Here is a 19,216-nt window from a genome sequence, read left to right as displayed (position 1 = left end):
GCGCGATGAATAAGGGCAAAAATAATTCGCGCATTAACGACAGGCGTTAATGCGCGGGTTAACTGGCGTCAGTTCTGAATGATATCAAGGGTGTGGGACTGTCCGTCATCCAACAGCGGAATGGAATCGTCCGCGAGGAGGAGGCCATCCAGCGTGGCCTGATATGGCCCGACGCCACGTGAGACGGTAATACGATACTGACTCTCGCGGTATTGATAGGTCAAGGTAAAAGAGGGCCAGCTGTCAGGCAGCAGCGCGTGAACGGTGAAGGACGTCGCGCCGCGTTTTATCCCCAGCAACTCCTCTGTCAGCAGACGATATGCCCAGCCCGCTGAACCGGTATACCAGCTCCACCCGGCCCGGCCGGTATGCGGGGCGACACTGTAGACATCCGCACTCATGACATAGGGCTCCGCCTTATATTTTTCCACGCCATCGGCATCCAGCGCGTGGTTTATCGGATTGATCATCGACCACAGCTGCCACGCGCGTTCTGCGTTCCCCATTCGGGCAAACGCCATCACCGCCCATATGGCGCCGTGAGTATACTGCCCTCCGTTTTCCCGCACTCCGGGCAGGTAGCCCTGAATGTAGCCCGGATTAGGGCCGTGGCCGTCGAACGGCGGGGTTAAGAGTTTGATTAATCCACCCTCGTTATCCACCAGGTACTTATCCAGCGCCTGCATCGCCAGGTCGCTGTGCGCCCGGCTGACCGCGCCAGAGAGTACCGACCAGCTCTGGGCAATGGCATCAATCCGGCAGTCCTGCGCAGCTTTTGACCCCAGGGGGGTCCCATCGTCAAAATATCCTCGTCGGTACCATTCACCGTCCCATGCGGAGGCGTCGAGACTGTTTTGCAAACGCAGCGCCTCGCGACGACACAGGGACGCGACAGCGTCATCCTGCCGCCGATCGGCAAGGGAAGCGAAGCGTTGTAAAATATCGTACAGGAAGAAGCCCAGCCAGACGCTTTCACCTTTACCCTCAATGCCAACCCGGTTCATCCCGTCATTCCAGTCCCCCGCGCCCATCAGCGGGAGACCGTGCTGTCCGGACTGTAATCCGTGCTCAATGGCTTTGACGCAGTGTAACCAGAGCGTCTCTTCGCTACTGCTCTGGACCGGGGTATCGTAGACCGACTCTTCGCCAGCGGGGAGCGGGCGCCCCTGTAGATAAGGGATATTCAGGTCCAGTATTTCCGGGTCGCCGATCGTTTCGACATAGTGACAGACGGCAAACGGGAGCCAGAGGTAGTCATCAGAACAACGTGTCCGTACGCCGTTACCGTGCGGGGGATGCCACCAGTGCTGCACATCTCCTTCAATAAACTGCCGGGAGGCGCAGAGTACAATTTGTTCACGCATTTTTTCCGGCGCGGCGTGGCTGAGAGCCAGCGTATCCTGCAGCTGATCGCGAAAACCAAATGCGCCGCCGGATTGATAGTAGCCGCTACGTGCCATAAGGCGACAGGCCATCGTCTGATACAGCAGCCAGCCGTTGACCAGTAAATTCACGGTGGTATCCGGCGTCGTCACCACGATTTTATCGAGCGCGTTATGCCAGTAGCGGTGAACATGGTTCAGTTCCTGACGGACGGTATCTTCATTCAGATAGCGGGCCAGGGTCTCCTGAGCCCGGCTATGGTTTTCTTCCGCGCCAAGGACGAAGATAAACGTCCGCTGATCGCCATCAATTAAGGTCGCTGCGGATTGTACTGCGGCGCAGGGATCCAGGCCGGCGCCTGTTTTACCCGAGAGCCTGCGCAGTGCCATCGCCTGCGGATTTTGCAATGAGCCATTGCGTCCAATAAACTCGCGGCGGTCGCCGGTCAGCGAGCAGTAAGAACCGCTGACGGCAAAGAATGCCGTGCGCTCGCCGCCGTTAGCGCCGTAAAAATTATTGGCCATCACCCCGCAACCAGCGGAATGGTTGACGGGATACGTCACGATATGGGAGGCGGTGCGGGTTCGTAAATCTCCGAGCGTCCATTCAGCATAGCCGGTGACCGACAGTTTACGTGTTCGCCCCGAGTTGTTGCTGAGCGTCAGGATCGCCAGTTTAACCGCAGCCTGTTCGGCGACCAGTACCGTCAGCTCACTGTCTATACCGCTCTCGCGATGGGAAAACACGCTGTAGCCAAACCCGTGGCGGGTGAGGTAATCACCGTGCCCGCGAACCGGCAATACCGTCGGCGACCAGCATGCGCCGCTCTCTTCATCGCGCAGATAAAAGGCTTCGCCGCTGCGGTCGCTTACCGGATCGTTCTCCCACGGCGTTAACCGGTACTCATGAGCATTCTCATACCAGCTGTAGGCTTGCCCCGCCTCCGAGATAACGCTGCCAAAACCGGGATTAGCCAGTACATTTGACCACGGCGCTGGCGTCGGCTGGTTTTCGCTGAGGACAATCTGATACTCCCGACCATCTTCTGAAAAACCTCCGAACCCGTTGAAGTGGCGTAACTTATCGCTATCCGGTGTCCAGTCGACGTGGTGGTTTTTCTGTGCCACCGCGTGGGCAATGAATAAGCGGGTCGGCGGGGTTAACGTATGAATGCGCTGGTTAAGCTGTTCACTGAGTCCGCCTGCGCGATCATCAAGATACAAACAGGCCACGCTCATCAGAAGCTGCTTATCTTCGGCGGAGAGATGTTCGCCATTACGGACAAAAATGCCGCCCGACTTATCCAGCAGGCTGGCTCCTGAGCGGGCATAAATTAAATCCATTATCTGGTTCTGCAGGATCTGCTGATAGCCGCCGGGACTCTCATTGAGGATCACCAAATCAACCTCCAGCCCTTTCTGACGCCAGTATCGGTGCGCCTGTACCAGGGTGGTGACCGAGGCGATACTCTCTTCGCTGGTGATGCTGAGCAGCACTATCGGCAGATCGCCTGAAATGGCCCAGCCCCACAGGCCGGACTGGCCTCGCCGGTTACGGCTGATAATCTGGCCGTCGGCCCGCAGTTCCTGACAGGGATACAGCACCGCGCTGGCGAGACGGTTAAACAGCGTGGCATCATCTTCACTGGCATTCATCTGGCGTAATACCACCAGGCTATGGGACCACGCCAGCTCAAAGATACGGTCAGCAATGGGGTGATCTCGATATTTTTCCAGTAACGCCAGACTTTGCTGGCGGCTTTCGCCGATGCCATACACGATATCAACCGTGACCGGTTGTCCCGGCAGCAGGGTAATCGCGTGGCGTATCGCCAGAATCGGATCCAGTACCGCGCCTGAGGTATTGCTGAGTGCGCCACTTTTCCCGGCGGTCTGCGCATCTGAAGGGGTTTTGCCGCGACCCAGAAACAGGGCTCTGTCAGTTTCAAACGAGATACTCTTACTGCTGTTACCATGCACAACCACCATGTGCAGCATGCAGGGGGTTTGTTCATCCGGCGAGCGCGGGCGGCGATGACACAGGATCGCGTCACGATCGGGGTTAATCTCCGTCTGAATAAACAAGTTGCTGAATGCCGGATGCGCCCGATCGCTGGCATCAGGGGCCAGCACAACTTCGCAATAGGTTGTCAGTTCAAGCTCTCGGGGCAAGCGTCCTCTGTGTACCAGGGTGAGCCGCCGCAGTTCAATATCATCTTCCGGAGAGACCACAATCTGAGTTCTGACGCTCAGCGATCCGAAAGTACGGCGGAACTCAGCGCCGGCATCGGTAAAGATCGCTTCGTCGCCGCCATCGGCATCTGTGCCGACAGGATGCCAGGTATTGCTCCAGACTTCGTCCGTTTGCGCATCGCGGATATAGCAGAATGCTCCCCAGTTATCCCGGGTCGTATCGCTGCGCCAGCGCGTGAGGGCAAGATTGTTCCAGCGGCTGTAACCGCCGCCGCCAGGGGTCAGCATCAGATGGTAATGGCCGTTGGACAACAGCTGCACTTCAGGGACCGGGGTATCTGCTCCGCTGAAAATACGCGGTTCATAGCGAACCGGTTTGACCCTCCCTTCATGGGATTCGAAATGACGGCGCGGGCTGTAAAGATCGACCGCATCCGGGACGCGTTCCTGCAACAACAGGCTCGCCGAGCGGAAGGCGGTACTGGACATGAATCGCTCTGTCATCGGGGCGTTGAGCAGCACGTGAGCCAGCGCCTGAAATGCCATCCCCTGATGATGCGCCATCCATGACTGAACGACGGCATACAGTTGCCCGGTTGCGAGGCGGGAGGGAGTATAGTCCAGCGCTTCATAAAAACCGTATTCGCCGCGCGCGCCGTTTTTTTCCAGACTGAGCAAATTGTCGCAGGCTTTGTGTGGGGAGACCATGAGAGCCAGCAGCGTTGCGTACGGGGCGATCACCATATCATCGGCCAGACCTCGCCGCAGACCGAGGCCCGGTACGCCAAATGCCTGGTACTGATAATTGTGCTGAACATCAAAAGCATGATAGCCGGACTCCGAGACCCCCCAGGGCACGCCACGCTCTTTGCCCCAGTGTATCTGACGTTTCACCGCTGACTGGCTCATCTCATCAAGAAGAGAGCCGGGCCAGGTGGGCATCACCAGATTCGGCATCAGGTATTCAAACATCGAACCGCTCCATGACATCAGCGCGGTTTCATGATCAATGGTGGTGAACAACCGTCCCAGGGCATACCAGCTTTTTAACGGTAGCTGATTCGTCGCGATGGCGAGAAAACTGGTCAGGCGGATTTCAGAGGGCAGCAGATCGTAATGGCTTTTATCCGCGGTATTGGTATCACAGTTATAGCCGACGCTGAGCAGACAGGTTGCTTCGCTGTACAGAAACGCAAAATCCATTCTCGCATGATCGTTCAGACGCTGTTCAAGTTCAGTGATAATCTTCAGCCGCATGCGGGCCAGCGCCGTAACCGATGCCGGAGGCGTTCCTTCGCCGCGATAGCTCGCGCCGGCGAGCCAGCTCAGCGTCGGTAGCTGCGGTTGGTTATACGCCTGGGGTAACCAGCCCAGTAGATGCGACCATTCATGGCACAGCTGCACCAGCTGATGTTCAAGGTGCGCTGTCCAGCGCACCACCAGCGGGTTTTCCTGAGCACACTGTGTCGTCAGATGGTTACACTGAGCGCGCATTTTCTTCAGTTCGCCGAACAGCTGCCCCGCGGGCAACGATACCGCGTTAAGGCAGTGTTTGCGCAGCAGTCGCAGACCGGTTGGCGCGTTTTGGCCCCAGTATTTTTCCAGAATAATCAGCGTGTCGTTCAGCCCCGCCAGCAGCTGCTCGCTGTTCAACACCGGCTGATAACGCATCGCGGACAGGCCTTCGCGTAATGTCAGTAAATGACCCGCCATATTGCCGCTGTCAACGCTTGAGACATAGCGTGGGTTGAGGGGCGCGAGCGTGCGGGTGTCATACCAGTTAAAGAGGTGGCCGCGGAAGTGTTCCATTTTATCCAGCGAGTCGAGCGTCAGCGTCACGCGTTGCAAAACCTCACCCCCGGGCAGGTAGCCAAAATCCCAGGCGGTCAGGTTGGCCATCAGGGAGAGCCCGATATTGGTGGGGGAGGTGCGATGTGCGACGGTGGGCTGCGGTATTTCCTGATAATTATCCGGGGGAAGCCAGTTTTCTTTTGCCGTGGCAAAGGTCTCAAAGAAGGCCCAGATTTCGCGGCTCGTCTGACGCAGCAGCTGCTTCTGGTCCGCATTCAGTGATACCGTCCTACGCGCAGGCTGGCGGCTTAACCAGCGCATCATCAGCGGCGCCAGACACCACAGAATCGTGACGGGCAGGGCGATAGCCAGCAGCGGTGGGGTAAAATGATACGTCATCATCGTCAGGGCGACCCCGGTGACCACATTGAGCCACATCGCCCGATAAAAACGCAGCACCGAAAGGTTGGACTGCGGGCTGTCCGGCGCGTGGCTGGCCCACTGGATGAGATTGCGCTGACTGATAGCAAGACGCCAGAGCGTCACGGCAATGGCATAGCATGAATATCCGGCCTCGTGCGGCAGTATCACAAAATTGAGTGCAATACGGGAGAGCCGCTTCAGCGCTCCGGCGGCGACAAGCGGAAGATGTAGCCGCAACGGGCGACGAGAGGGTTTATGAAGAAGGTCGTGAAGAATACTCAGGGCTGCGGGCAATAACCACACCAGCGTCAGCGCGCCAAGCCAGTAGAGCGGATTGGGAACCCAGAGCAGGGAACAAAAAAGAAGTACCAGTAAAGAGGGGGCGACCAGGCTACGGCGTAAATTATCAAATAACTTCCACCAGGAGAGCGGGGATAACGGATTTTTATCCCGCGTTCCATCCGCTTTTCTGACGTACGGGCAGAGCCAGTTAAGCAGCTGCCAGTCGCCACGGATCCAGCGCGTACGACGCGCAACGTCTGACAGATAGTTGTTTGGGTATTGTTCGTAGAGTAAGACTTCACTGAGTAGCCCGGACCGGGCATAGCACCCTTCGAGTAAGTCATGGCTGAGAACCAGATTTTCCGGGCAGGCGTTGGCTGTGGCCTGGACAAAGATATCGACGTCATAAATCCCTTTGCCAACGAACGACCCTTCGCCGAAGAGATCCTGATAGATGTCCGAAGACATCATTGAATAGGGATTATTACCCGGTACGCTGCTGCGCAGGGCAGCATAGCGCCCCTGTCCGTTGCGCGGCATCTCCTCTGCCAGTCCGGGCTGCAAAATACCATACCCTTTGACGACTCTCTGTCGCAGCGGATCATACACGGGCTGGTTCAGCGGGTGCGCCATGGTGGCCACCAGTTTATGTGCGGTGTCGCGCGGCAAAACCGTATCGCTGTCCAGGGTTATGACATATTTAATCGGGCCCGGCAGCTGGTGCGCGGGCAGCCCGGCGACACTGGAAAACTGTGTTGCCGGGTGGCGCAACCAGTTGTTCAACAATGCCAGTTTTCCCCGCTTACGTTCATGCCCCATCCAGGTTTCCTGCGCCGGAACCCATTCAGGCTGTCGGTGCAGAAGATAAAAGCGTGGGCGGCTGGCTGGATAACGTCGGTTAAGCGCCTCTGTTTCCGAGATGGCCTGCCTGAGCAGCAGGGCGTTTTCTGGCGGATTTTCAACTGTTGAATCAGCAAAATCGGTGAGAAGAGCGAAGCGGAGGTGTTCATTCTGATTGCCCAGCCAGCATACTTCGAGACTAGTGAGGAGCTGACTGATGCCTGCGTGGCTGGTCAGCATACAGGGGATCACTACCATCGTCGCACAGTCAGCGGGAATCCCCGCTGAAAAATCCATTCGTGGCAAAGGGCGGGGAATGCGAAAACGGGTGGTCGCTTCGCTTAGTAGATCGCTAATTAACTGGCTGACCGCCACAATAAGCGGTAAAGCCAAAAGTATCAGTATCCAGCCCATTCCCTGTTGCGCTGTGGCGTGCAGGATTCCGGCCGTAACGGCTGTCGTCAACAGGCTGAGACTGCCGAGCCATGATAACAAGGGGATTTTGTTGAAACTGTGGCGCAGCCGGATAAGTCCAGGGGTGTCAGCGCAGAGTTGCACTTCCAGCTGCTCGCGGCCTTCACCTGCCAGATAATAACCCACATGATATCCCGGCGTGGCGGGCGCGTTTTCCAGAGAAAGCGCCAGCACCCGGCTGGCAACCTCTGGCTCGCTGAACCGACTGTCTCTGGCCAGAATCTCGATGACATGCCGGTAATGATCCCGGGTATCAAAGTGCATCCGGGAATAGGTAGCGGCCGGGTCAAGACGCAATGTCTGTTCCACAACGCTGATCGTCTCGGCAAAATCGGCCCAGTTTGTTTCGCTCAGCAAACGTAAACCTGCGATGCTGTTGCTGACAGAAAGCTGGCTGGCGGCAAGCTGTTGATTGAAGCGGTGAATGAGAACCTCGGTCGTCACGCCCTGTTCAGCAAGGCGCTGGTCCACCCAGGTCAACGGCAGCGCCAGCGCATTGCCATGACCCTGCAGGCGGCGGACCAGTTCTGCGACAAACGCACTGCTGAGCGGCGGGCGGGCGCGCGCCATGTCGGCCACCACCATGATTAAATCGGCGGGCGTATTCTCCGCACATTCGAAAATCCGCGTGAGCCATGTGTCCGCCAGGCTGCGCTCTTGCTGCGCTTTTACTACTTCGATACTGACACGACGCAGGTTTTCGATCAGCGACAGACGCAGCATGCCCGGTAAAGCCCAGACCTCGCCTAACGTCAGCGGCGTCACCTGCTGATAGGCGGCGATATAGCTGGTGAGGCTGGCTACGTCCCAGCGTCCGTCTCCGTGGGCAATCGCTTCAGAGGCGATATCGTAAATGCGCGGGCACTGGTGGGGTGAAATCAGGGCGGGGAGACCTTTGCCAAAGCTTTTCGGCAAGTGCTGGCGGACAATACGAATTTGCTCCTCAATCAGGTAATAATTATCAAGAAGCCACTCGCCTGCGGGCATGATACTCGATTTTTTCCCGGCATTGAGCGCATAACAGTTATGGGTGATCACGGCCTCGTTGTCCCCAAGCCGCTTGAGAAGATAGTAAGGCAGTTTGTCCGGCGACAGCTTATGAGTATGCGCCAGTTTCTGGCCGTAACGTTCCATCTGGAGGGCCGAAAACAGTTCTGGCCGCAGACTATTTTCACCGGTCGGGTCGTTGGCCGGGAAGGGTTCCCGTCCAGGGATTTTCGTAAAGGGATGAGCGCGGCTAAACCATGCTCGGGGATTCATTTTCATAGCGTTGCTCTGATGCGACATTAACGCGCAGGAGCAGTTGCGAAATCAGTTCAGAAACGTTCTCTCAGGATGGGCGTGAGGCATCAGGGATTTAACAGCTGCCGGTCTTTATTCAGTATAGAACACGGGGTTTAAGTGGGTCGGTGTATGAAGCTGGCTAGCGTGTCGGGACAAAAATAGCCTTGCATCCAGGGCACAGCATGGCCTGTTTTAAGCGAATCTTAGAGGTGGACTGGGTTGATGATAAGCCACAGACGGGGCAGGTGATTGTGGAGGTCGAGGCACCCCCGATGAACTTCATTGCGTAATCGAGAAAAGACATGATGATTAACCTTTCAATGAATGTGTTTCAGTGTACCACGTGTGGCTAAAATTTAATCTGTTTAATGTGTGGCCCTGCCCGGTATGGATGATTTCTGAAGCCGGCCTGGCTACCGCATTGTTTTTAATCTCCTGATTGCCGCCGGGCCGACAGCTCTCTCAGTCTGCCGTCGTCACAAGCAAAAACCATGACATCAGCCGCCGGACGCTGGCGCGGTGTGTGACGTTGTCACGTAAAGCGAGGCGGGCCTGGCTGCAATATCAAGACCTGAAACGGTTAAATCTGGCGGCACATCAATACGTTGCGGAATCAATTAAAAAGAGATCGGGCTATTTATGGGTGAGATTAGGTGATAAAAGCGGGAGTGGGAGCAGGTTTTGGCGCGCTTAAATGGCGGCAAAGAGCCTGCAACAGGTCATGGGAAACAGGAGTAACCCATTGCTTTTACTGAGAATAGAGGCTTAACGGCAATTGTTTCTTATAAGTACGTAAAAGTTAATGAATTTTTCAGGAAAGGTCGTTATGTTGTCGGCATCACAGTTTTGTTAAGGGTTTAACATGCGCGATAAATACACTGGCCTGCAAATAGGTATCCACTGGCTGGTCTTTTTATTGGTGGTTGGCGCCTATGCCACCATGGAGCTTCGCGGTTTTTTCCCCCGCAGCGACCGTCCGCTCATTAATATGATTCACGTTTCCTGCGGGGTGGCCATTCTCGTGTTGATGGTTGCGCGCCTGCTGGTCCGACTGAAGTCCCCGGCGCCGCCGATTGTACCGAAACCGTCACCGATGATGACCGGTTTTGCCCATCTGGGGCATCTGATTATCTATCTGCTGTTTATCGCCCAGCCGATCGTTGGACTGGTGATGATGTATTACCGTGGCAATCCGTGGTTTGCCTTCGGCCTGACCATGCCGTTTGCGGCGCAAAGTCAGTTTGAGCTGGTGGATACGCTGAAGGGCGTACATAGCCTGCTGGCGAATACCGGTTACTTTATCATCGGCGCGCACGCGCTGGCCGCGCTGCTGCACCACTATCTGTGGAAAGATAATACGCTGCTGCGCATGATGCCACGTAAGCGCTAATCACTCCCGATATCCTGACCCCGCCGCCGAGCGGGTTTTTTTTTATTCCTTCCGCTGCCGGTTGTGGTAGATCTGATACGGACTGAGGAAAAAGGAGTCCAACATGAAAGTCAGACTTGCCGTGCCGGATGAGGCACCTGCGCTATGGAACATCCGCAATCAGGCCATTCGCAACGGCTGTCGTGAGAGCTACGCAGCCGCGGTCCTCAAGGCCTGGACGCCGGATACGATGCCGGAAGGGTATCGCCATGCGGTGCGCGACAATCCCTTTTTTGTCGTTGAGGAAGAGAGCGGGCGCCCGGTGGCGACCGGCTTTCTTGATCTCCGCGCGGCCAGTGTGGAAGCCATCTTTACGTTGCCCGAATGGGGCGGAAAAGGTTGCGCCGGAATGATTTTGACGACCATTATCGCCGAAGCGCGGCGGCGGAATCTCCCGCGCCTGACGCTGGAAGCGACGCCGAATGCGGCCGGGTTTTATCTGCGCCATGGTTTTGTCGCCGTGCGCGAAAAGCTGCTGCCGTCAAAGCTGGCGAAGGCGGATTTACGCTGCGTGGAAATGGCGCTCCGGCTCAACTAACCGCCACGGCTCGCCGCCGTGCTACGGTATAAAGCGGCGTTTCAGTTTGCCACTTTGCTTAATAAAATATAGTATACCCCCCTATACAATATTGAGGGCATCATCGTGCCACATTCACCTGAAGACAAAAAACGCGCGCTCAGCCGCGTACGTCGCATTCGCGGGCAGGTTGAAGCCCTGGAAAGGGCGCTGGAGTCCGGCGAGTCCTGCATGTCGATTTTGCAGCAGATTGCCTCCATCCGCGGGGCGACCAACGGCCTGATGGGCGAAATGGTAGAAATCCACCTTCAGGACGAGCTGGTCAGCGGCGAAACAACCCCGGATCAGCGAGCGGCCAGAATGGCGGAAGTCGGTCATCTGCTACGATCTTATTTAAAATAAATCATCACGAAGGAAGAGACGGTTATGAAATCACGTGCAGCTGTCGCGTTTGGCCCCGGCCAGCCGCTGAAGATTGTTGAAATTGATGTTGCTCCGCCGAAAAAAGGCGAAGTGCTGGTCAAAATTACCCACACCGGCGTCTGCCATACCGACGCGTTTACGCTCTCCGGTGACGATCCGGAAGGGGTGTTCCCGGCCGTGCTGGGTCATGAAGGCGGCGGTATCGTGGTCGAAGTTGGCGAAGGCGTCACCAGCCTGCAGCCTGGCGATCACGTTATCCCGCTGTATACCGCAGAGTGCCGCGAGTGCAAATTCTGTAAATCCGGTAAAACTAACCTCTGCCAGGCAGTACGTGCCACCCAGGGGAAAGGTCTGATGCCGGATGGCACCACCCGTTTCTCCTATAACGGCGAGCCGGTTTACCACTATATGGGCACCAGCACCTTCAGCGAATACACCGTGGTAGCCGAAATTTCACTGGCGAAGGTGAACCCGCAGGCGCCGCTGGATAAAGTCTGTCTGCTGGGCTGCGGCGTGACCACCGGTATCGGTGCCGTTCACAATACCGCGAAGGTCAAAGAGGGCGATACCGTGGCGGTCTTCGGCCTCGGCGGGATTGGTCTGGCGGTTATCCAGGGGGCGGTGCAGGCGAAAGCCGGGCGCATTCTGGCGGTTGATACCAACCCGGAAAAATTCACCCTCGCCAAAGAGATGGGGGCGACCGATTTTATCAACCCGAATGATTATGATAAGCCGGTTCAGGATGTGATCGTTGAGCTCACCGATGGCGGCGTGGACTTCAGCTTCGAATGTATTGGCAACGTCAACGTGATGCGTGCGGCGCTCGAGTGCTGCCATAAAGGCTGGGGCGAAAGCGTGATTATCGGCGTGGCCGGTGCGGGCCAGGAGATCAAAACCCGTCCGTTCCAGCTGGTGACCGGGCGCGTATGGCGCGGTTCGGCATTCGGTGGAGTGAAAGGGCGTACCCAGCTGCCGGGTATGGTTGAAGACGCGATGGCCGGTAAAATCGACCTCGATCCGTTTATCACCCACCGCCTGCCGCTGGAGCAGATTAACGAAGCTTTTGATTTGATGCATGAGGGGAAATCGATTCGGACCGTCATTCATTTCGGCGAGAATTGATTTTCAGACCAAAAATAACCCGGGCTTGCCCGGGTTATTGCTAAAGAGTGGTGACTCTCACCGCAGATTTTCCTACCCGTGTCGCCACCGCTGCCGTTCGCGATGCCTCCATCCAGGGCCCTGAGGGTGGTGAGAAAATGGTTTAGCGAATGCGCGGGTTTCGTCGGGTGGCGCCTGGCCCGACCGACAAAGCGCTGTTTCCGGCAGACCTGCGCAGGCGTTGCTCCCGGCAGGCCCGCGCAAGCGTAGCGCCGCCGGGCAAATTGCCCAGGCTCGCACATTGCCAGTAAACAGGGCCCCGTTTGGGGCCCTGACGCTTACTTCTGTTCCGGTAACGCGTAGGCGATGATGTAATCGCCGCGATCCGGAGACTGACGAGCGCCGCCGGCGTTGATGATAATGTACTGTTTGCCGGTTTTCGGCGAAACGTAGGTCATCGGGCCGGACTGACTGCCGACCGGCAGGCGAGATTTCCAGATCTCCTTACCGTTGGCGGTATCAAACGCGCGCAGGTAGAAGTCCTGAGTCCCGGCGAAGAACAGCAGACCGGACTGGGTCGACAGCGATGCGCCCAGCGTCGGCATCCCGATGGGGATAGGCATATGCATGCGAATACCCAGCGGGCCAGTATCTTCAACGGTCCCTACCGGCACCTGCCACACCAGTTTACCGCTCTTCAGATCCACCGCGGACATGGTACCGAACGGCGGTTTCTGGCACGGAATACCCAGCGGCGACAGGAAGCGTTCACGCATTGCGCCGAACGGCGTCCCTTCCATCGGCACAATCCCCATCTCGATGCCGCTGGCATCTTTGGCGACTTTTTCACGCGGAACCATATAGTTTGCCAGGCCAAGGCGCATATCGTTGACGAACATCAGGCTGTTGTTCGGATCCACCGAGACGCTGCCCCAGTTCATTCCGCCCAGCGAGCCCGGATACTGCAGCGAGCGGTCTTCGCCCGGCGGGGTGAAGATACCCTGATGGCGCATGGCTTTGAAGGCGATTCGGCACATCAGCAGGTCCACCGGCGTCGCCCCCCACATATCCGACTCTTTCAGCGTGTCATTGCCAATCATTGGCATGCCCACGGAGTAGGGCTGCGTCGGAGAGTAACGTTCGCCTTTAATCGTCCCGGCCGGAACCGGACGCTCTTCCACTTTCGCTACCGGTTCCCCGGTCGCGCGGTTGAGCATAAAGATCATCCCCTGCTTGCTGGTCTGCACCAGCACCGGCGTGGTGCCGCCTTTCCCGTCGGGAAGGTCGTACAGCAGCGGTTGTGACGGCAGGTCGAAGTCCCACAGATCGTGGTGGGTGGTCTGGTAGTGCCAGCGTACCTGGCCGGTCGTGGCATCAACGGCGACGATCGAGGAGCTGTATTTGTCATCCAGCGCGGTTCGTTCACCGCCGAAGAAGTCCGGGGTGGCGTTGCCGGTTGGCAGATAGATCAGGTTCAGCTTCGCGTCATAGGACATCGCCGACCAGACGTTTGGCGTGCCGCGGGTGTAGGTCTGGCCTTCCGGCGGCAGGCCGGTCAGGCCCGGATTACCCGGATCCCACGCCCAGGCCAGTTTACCGGTGTGAACATCGTAGGCGCGGACCACGCCGGGAGGCTCGCCGGTGGAGAAGTTATCCGCCACGCGGCCGCCGACAACGACGACGTTACCGGCAACCAGCGGGGTGGAGGTTTGCTGATAGTAGCCCGGTTTGATTTCACCCATTCCGACGCTCAGATCGACGATACCGCGATCGCCGAAAGTCTCACAGGTTTTGCCGGTATCGGCGTCAATCGCGATCAGACGGGCATCGGTGGTCGGCAGGAACAGACGGCGGGCGCAGGCGGCAGGCTGAACGTCACCTGCAGCGGCGGCCTGGGCCTGGCTGTCTTCGTAATAGCCGAGGCCGCGGCAGCGCTGCCAGTTTGGCGCGGTGGCTTTTGAATCATAGCGCCACTTTTCCTTTCCGCTATCGACATCCAGCGCCAGCACTTTGCTGTACGGCGTACAGACATACAGCGTATCGCCGATTTGCAGCGGGGTGTTCTGGTCTTCCGCGCCGGAACCGTTGCTTTGCGGGATATCGCCGGTATGGGCGACCCAGGCAACCTGCAGCTGGTTGACGTTCTGTTTGTTAATCTGGTCGAGGGCGGCGAAGCGGTCGCCGTGGGTGGTGTTACCCCAGTGCTCCCAGTTCTTCTGCTGTTCACCCGGGGCAACCGGTTTTACCGGTACGGCTTCCGTAGCGCTGACCAGCGGCTGTGATTTGAACATCCAGCCAAAGCTGGCGGCCAGCACCACGGCCAGCACCGCGGCCAGGCCAAACGCCGGGCCTTTCTTCGCCGGCGGGGCCGAAAGATAGGGCCAGACCAGCGCCGAGAGCAGCGCCAGCGCGCCGAACGCGAACAGGCGCGAGAACAGCGGCCAGTAGGTCCAGCCGGCATCGCCGATCGCCCAGACCACAGAGGCGATGAACGCGATGGCATACAGCACAATACCGGCGCGACGATTGCGGAAGATAAGCACGGCGGCGATAACCATCACCAGACCCATGATTGCGAAATAGAGGGTACCGCCCAGCGTGGCGAGCTTGACCCCAAGAATACCGATAGCCAGGCCGATGATGAGCATCAGCCCGGCGAGAAGCCACTGCAGGATCCGGGGGAATCCTCGCGGCACGTTGCCAGTTGCCATTTTGTCTCCTTAAACCATCCGTTCTCAGATGCGAACCAAATGAATCAAAAAATACAGGGGTGCTTTTGAGTGAAGTGGAATACGCCTTCATGTTGGCGGTATTCACAAGTTACGTTGATTTCGAATGAACCATTTGGTGAAATCGCGACAATGATAAATCTGTTAATGAAGTTTGCGCAATTGTTAATAAACAATTTCGCATTAATTGATTAGCACGCTGATTTTTCCGCCGGGCTACGGCGGCCAAAAGCCTGCCGGCGGGCGGGTGAGAAGGGGCTGGGAAGGGCCGGACAGGGCGTCAGATGCCGTATCCGGCGTTCATTACGCCGGCATGGATTTGCGAATGGCGCTGAGTAAAGTTTGTGCGCCGGAGGAGAATGTGGCATCGACGCGCGTCAAAATGCCGATCGGTTCGCCCGCACCCTGGGTGGGTACCGGCAGAGCGGTCAGCAGCCCGCGGCGCAGGTCGTCTTTGACCGCGCCGGAAGGGACGAACCAGATGTAGTCATAATCCACGGTCAGCTGACGCGAGAGCGACGCGGAGAGGGTTTCGATACAGCCGGCGGGAATTTTACACCCCTGGCTTTGCAGCAGCGTTTCCGCATTCTGCCGCGGAATGGTGCCTTTAGGGGAGACGACGACCGGCCACTCCATCACCCGACTGAGGGTCACGGTTTCCTGCAATAGCGGATGACCGGGACGTACCACCAGCTTCAGAGATTCGAGGAACAGCAGCTCGTAGTTGAGGCCACTCATCAGCTCCGGGTCAGACATGCGGCCGATCCCAATATCGATTTCTCCCGATTTTAAGCCCGCCAACAGCATGGTGTTGTTCATGGTCGCGACCTGCAGGGTGATATCTTTCTGCTGCTTGTGAAACTGGCCAATGACGGTGGGTAAAATGCCTAAGGCGGCGGTCGGGAGTGCGCCGATACGCACCACATCGTTATTCAGCCCCTCTTTACGGTTAAGCGCCTGGCCTGCCGTATTCAGCGCGTCGAGGACCTTAACCGCATGGGTGAGAAACTGTTCGCCGACCAGCGTCAGCTGAGCGCCCAGCCGCCCGCGTTCAAACAGTCGCGTACCGGTCAACTGCTCCAGCTCATTGAGCGTTTTTGATAAGGCAGGTTGGCTTAGATTAAGTGTTTCAGCCGCACGCCCCAGCGTTCCCTGTTGAGCGACGGCCACGAAAGTGTGTAGATGGCGCAAACGAATGCGCTGACTAAAAAGACCATTTTTTTCCATAGTTGATGTTAAAAACAGAGCGCAGTGGGTGACAAGCGAAGTTATTGAAATTTGATAACCTGATAGCAAAATATTATTAACATTTCACTCTCTTGTATTACAAATTTTTTATTTTGATGAAAAAACAGACGCCCCGAACCCGGTCGGGGCAAAATCAGACGGAAAGTTACTCAGATATCAAAGAAGACGGTTTCGTTCTCACCCTGCAGGTGAATATCAAAACGGTAGACAATTTCACTGCCGCGCACTTCGCGTTGGGCAATCAACGTCTGGCGACGCACCTCCCACTCAATCAGATTCAGCACCGGATCGGCCTGGTTCGCCTCCTGCTCGTCGGAAAAGTACATCCGCGTGTTGAGACCAATATTGATGCCTCGCGCCACCACCCATAAATTGACGTGCGGCGCCATCATCCGGCCATCGCGACCGACGACGGCTCCCGGTTTGATGGTCTCAAAGCGCCAGATGCCGGAGGTAAAGTCCGAACAGCTGCGACCCCAGCCGCGAAAGCCCGGATCGAGCTTTTTATGTAGCTGACGATCGTCGGGGTGGTGATAGCGCCCGGCGGCATTGGCCTGCCAGAGTTCCAGCAGCACGTCACGCACCGGCGTTCCGGAACCATCGATCACCCGACCTTCGATCGTAATGCGTTCACCTTCGGTGTCCGGCGTAGTGAGCTGCGGGCCGAAGTTCTTTTCAAAGATATGAAAGCCGGCGGCGTCGGGTGCGAGGCCGATATGCACATAGGGGCCGGCGGTCTGCGAGGCGGTTTCGGCTAAATAGTCTTTCATCGGGCGGCCCCCTGGGTGCGATTTTCAAACAGCGTGGCGCGATGGCCGCGCAGCACAAGATCAAAGCGATAGGCGAGGCAATCCAGCGGTACGGCGGCATGGGTGTCGAGTTCGGCAATCAGCGTGCGAACCGCCTCGTCGTTATTAATGGTTTTGACGATCGGACACTGTTTAATTAGCGGGTCGCCCTCGAAATACATTTGCGTAATCAGGCGCTGCGCCCACGCATCCCCGGAGAGGGAAAAGTGAATATGCGCCGGGCGCCAGTCGCTGACCTGATTGCGCCACGGATAGGGGCCTGGCTTGATGGTGCGGAAGCAGTAATAGCCGTTTTCATCCGTCAGTATCCGGCCGCAGCCGCCGAAATTGGGGTCGATGGGCGCCAGATACTGATCCTTTTTATGTCGATAGCGGCCGCCGGCGTTGGCCTGCCACACCTCGACCAGCGTGTTTTTCATCGGGCGGCCGAAGCCGTCGCGCACGTAGCCGTGGACAATAATACGCTCGCCAATAGGCAGACCTTCTTTGGCGTAATTAAGGATCAGGTCATTATCCAGCGGGCCGAGATCGTCGTGGCCGAATACCGGGCCGGTAATTTCGGACAGGGAATTCTGTAATGAGATCAGCGCATTGCGCGGTGAGCGCAGGACGCTGGTTTTGTAGCCCGGGGCATAGGCGGGCGGGTGACTGCTGTAGTCGCGATGCACAACCTCGCGCGGTGACCATTTATCATTCATAGGGTAGTGGCTCCGTTTTTATCGGTAGAGGGCTTTTTATTGTCATATCGCCAGAAACAGTGTGTGTAAACGCTTTGTTAATTTAAAGTGAAATTAACGGTCGTTTTGCATAACCCACGGTTATGCTCAGAATGGCATGGAGGACAGAGGCAGGTTATCCGCATCACAATTTGTAAATTCTTCCCGCCGTTGCCACGGGCCTTTTCTACACTCCAGGAAGTATTCACTGGAGGTAAGGCATCATGGCGAACACCATCACGGCTGATGAGATTCGGGAAAACTTTTCGCAGGCAATGTCGGCGATGTACCAGCAGGAAGTTCCACAGTACGGGACGTTACTGGAGCTGGTGGCTGACGTTAATCTGGCGGTGCTGGAGCATCATCCTAAACTGCATGAGCAACTGGCGAATGCCGATGAGCTGTCGCGACTTAATGTCGAGCGCCACGGCGCGATCCGCGTTGGCACGGCGGAAGAACTGGCGACGCTGCGGCGTATGTTTGCCATTATGGGGATGTTCCCCGTCAGCTATTACGACCTGTCGCAGGCCGGCGTGCCGGTGCACTCCACCGCGTTTCGTCCGATTGATGACGCGGCGCTGGCGCGCAATCCGTTTCGTATTTTTACCTCGCTGCTGCGTCTGGAACTGATTGCCAACGTTGAGCTGCGCCAGCGTGCGGCGGCGATCCTCGCCCGGCGCGATATTTTTACTCCCCGCTGTCGCGAGCTCATCGCTGTACACGAAGAACAGGGGCATTTTTCATCGACGCAGGCCCGGGAATTTGTTCGCGAAGCGCTGGAGACGTTTCGTTGGCACAGTCACGCAACGGTGGACGCCGACACCTATCATGCGCTGCATAATGAGCACCGGCTGATTGCCGATGTGGTCTGTTTCCCCGGCTGCCATATCAACCACCTGACGCCGCGCACGCTGGATATCGACCGGGTTCAGGCGCTGATGCCGGAGTGCGGGATTGTGCCGAAGGCTTTGATTGAAGGGCCGCCGCGCCGCGAGGTGCCGATTCTGCTGCGCCAGACCAGTTTTAAGGCCCTCGAAGAACCGGTGGTCTTTGCCGGGGAGCACCAGGGGACCCACAGCGCGCGTTTTGGCGAGATAGAGCAGCGCGGGATTGCGCTGACGCCGAAAGGCCGGGCGCTGTACGATCGCTTGTTGAACGAAGCGGGCGTGGGTAAAGACAACCTCAACCATCAGCGTCATCTCCAGGAGGTGTTCAGCCAGTTCCCGGACAGCGAATTCCTGCTGCGCCAGCAGGGGCTGGCATGGTTCCGCTATCGTCTGACCCCCGCCGGGGAAGCCCATCGTCATGCCTTTGGCCCCGGCGACGATCCGCAGCCGTTGATCGAACGCGGCTGGGTGGTGGCGCAACCGATTATTTATGAAGATTTTTTACCGGTGAGCGCGGCAGGGATTTTCCAGTCAAATCTCGGCAATGAAATTCAGGCCCGCAGCCATGGCAATGCCAGCCGTGACGCCTTTGAAACGGCGCTGGGTTGCCCGGTGCTGGACGAGTTTACTCTCTATCAACAGGCGGAGGAGCGCAGTAAACGTCGTTGCGGTCTGCTCTGAAACCGGT

Annotated in this window: 11 protein-coding genes; 5 read left to right on the top strand and 6 right to left on the bottom strand. The window is 57.4% G+C overall.

Annotated features, from left to right (window positions below):
- Nucleotides 1-68: 68 nt before the first annotated feature.
- Nucleotides 69-8,651 (bottom strand): glycoside hydrolase family 94 protein, encoded by an 8,583-nt coding sequence (locus AC236I_RS13545; RefSeq protein WP_487608519.1) that lies wholly within the window; start codon nt 8,649-8,651, stop codon nt 69-71.
- 157 nt (nt 8,652-8,808) lie between these two features.
- Nucleotides 8,809-8,973: a YnfU family zinc-binding protein gene (locus tag AC236I_RS13540; protein WP_213894582.1), complete on the bottom strand. Its 165-nt coding sequence runs from the start codon at nt 8,971-8,973 to the stop codon at nt 8,809-8,811.
- Nucleotides 8,974-9,531: 558 nt separating this feature from the next.
- Between AC236I_RS13540 and cybB the strand changes: the two genes are divergently transcribed.
- From cybB to AC236I_RS13520, 4 genes are all read left to right on the top strand, one after another.
- Nucleotides 9,532-10,059, top strand: a complete 528-nt coding sequence (cybB, locus tag AC236I_RS13535; protein ID WP_004861420.1) for a cytochrome b561 — start codon at nt 9,532-9,534, stop codon at nt 10,057-10,059.
- A gap of 103 nt (nt 10,060-10,162) precedes the next feature.
- On the top strand, nt 10,163-10,636 hold the full coding sequence (locus AC236I_RS13530; protein WP_099843449.1) for a GNAT family N-acetyltransferase: 474 nt from the start codon (nt 10,163-10,165) through the stop codon (nt 10,634-10,636).
- A gap of 105 nt (nt 10,637-10,741) precedes the next feature.
- Entirely contained in the window at nt 10,742-11,017 is a 276-nt protein-coding gene (locus AC236I_RS13525; RefSeq protein ID WP_004861424.1) for a metal/formaldehyde-sensitive transcriptional repressor, read from the top strand.
- A 24-nt stretch (nt 11,018-11,041) separates the two neighbouring features.
- Nucleotides 11,042-12,160: an S-(hydroxymethyl)glutathione dehydrogenase/class III alcohol dehydrogenase gene (locus AC236I_RS13520; RefSeq protein ID WP_015584439.1), complete on the top strand. Its 1,119-nt coding sequence runs from the start codon at nt 11,042-11,044 to the stop codon at nt 12,158-12,160.
- Nucleotides 12,161-12,477: 317 nt separating this feature from the next.
- Here the strand turns inward: AC236I_RS13520 and AC236I_RS13515 are convergent, their stop codons facing one another.
- The 4 genes from AC236I_RS13515 to pcaH all read right to left on the bottom strand — a co-directional run bounded on the left by AC236I_RS13515 (nt 12,478) and on the right by pcaH (nt 17,623).
- Nucleotides 12,478-14,850 (bottom strand): membrane-bound PQQ-dependent dehydrogenase, glucose/quinate/shikimate family, encoded by a 2,373-nt coding sequence (locus tag AC236I_RS13515; protein ID WP_032717379.1) that lies wholly within the window; start codon nt 14,848-14,850, stop codon nt 12,478-12,480.
- Nucleotides 14,851-15,171: 321 nt separating this feature from the next.
- A complete protein-coding gene (locus AC236I_RS13510; RefSeq protein WP_004861430.1) occupies nt 15,172-16,095 on the bottom strand; it encodes a LysR substrate-binding domain-containing protein in 924 nt (307 codons plus the stop codon).
- Between the two features lie 170 nt (nt 16,096-16,265).
- A complete protein-coding gene (gene pcaG / locus AC236I_RS13505) occupies nt 16,266-16,886 on the bottom strand; it encodes a protocatechuate 3,4-dioxygenase subunit alpha (protein WP_015584437.1) in 621 nt (206 codons plus the stop codon).
- Nucleotides 16,883-17,623, bottom strand: coding sequence for a protocatechuate 3,4-dioxygenase subunit beta (gene pcaH / locus AC236I_RS13500; RefSeq protein WP_004861436.1), 741 nt, complete (start codon nt 17,621-17,623; stop codon nt 16,883-16,885). Before pcaH ends, pcaG begins: the two co-directional genes overlap by 4 nt.
- A gap of 242 nt (nt 17,624-17,865) precedes the next feature.
- Between pcaH and hglS the strand changes: the two genes are divergently transcribed.
- A complete protein-coding gene (gene hglS / locus AC236I_RS13495) occupies nt 17,866-19,209 on the top strand; it encodes a 2-oxoadipate dioxygenase/decarboxylase HglS (protein WP_004861438.1) in 1,344 nt (447 codons plus the stop codon).
- The last annotated feature ends 7 nt before the right edge of the window (nt 19,210-19,216 follow it).

The sequence above is a fragment of the Klebsiella sp. Sb-30 genome (genome assembly GCF_057652795.1).
This window is presented reverse-complemented; position numbering and strand designations above follow the sequence as displayed.

Excerpts from the sequence above, each read along its gene's own strand:
- AC236I_RS13545 (WP_487608519.1), bottom strand. The coding sequence starts at position 8,651 with ATGAAAATGAATCCCCGAGCATGGTTTAGCCGCGCTCATCCCTTTACG.
- AC236I_RS13540 (WP_213894582.1), bottom strand. The coding sequence starts at position 8,973 with ATGTCTTTTCTCGATTACGCAATGAAGTTCATCGGGGGTGCCTCGACC.
- cybB (WP_004861420.1), top strand. The coding sequence starts at position 9,532 with ATGCGCGATAAATACACTGGCCTGCAAATAGGTATCCACTGGCTGGTC.
- AC236I_RS13530 (WP_099843449.1), top strand. The coding sequence starts at position 10,163 with ATGAAAGTCAGACTTGCCGTGCCGGATGAGGCACCTGCGCTATGGAAC.
- AC236I_RS13520 (WP_015584439.1), top strand. The coding sequence starts at position 11,042 with ATGAAATCACGTGCAGCTGTCGCGTTTGGCCCCGGCCAGCCGCTGAAG.
- AC236I_RS13515 (WP_032717379.1), bottom strand. The coding sequence starts at position 14,850 with ATGGCAACTGGCAACGTGCCGCGAGGATTCCCCCGGATCCTGCAGTGG.
- AC236I_RS13510 (WP_004861430.1), bottom strand. The coding sequence starts at position 16,095 with ATGGAAAAAAATGGTCTTTTTAGTCAGCGCATTCGTTTGCGCCATCTA.
- pcaG (WP_015584437.1), bottom strand. The coding sequence starts at position 16,886 with ATGAAAGACTATTTAGCCGAAACCGCCTCGCAGACCGCCGGCCCCTAT.
- pcaH (WP_004861436.1), bottom strand. The coding sequence starts at position 17,623 with ATGAATGATAAATGGTCACCGCGCGAGGTTGTGCATCGCGACTACAGC.
- hglS (WP_004861438.1), top strand. The coding sequence starts at position 17,866 with ATGGCGAACACCATCACGGCTGATGAGATTCGGGAAAACTTTTCGCAG.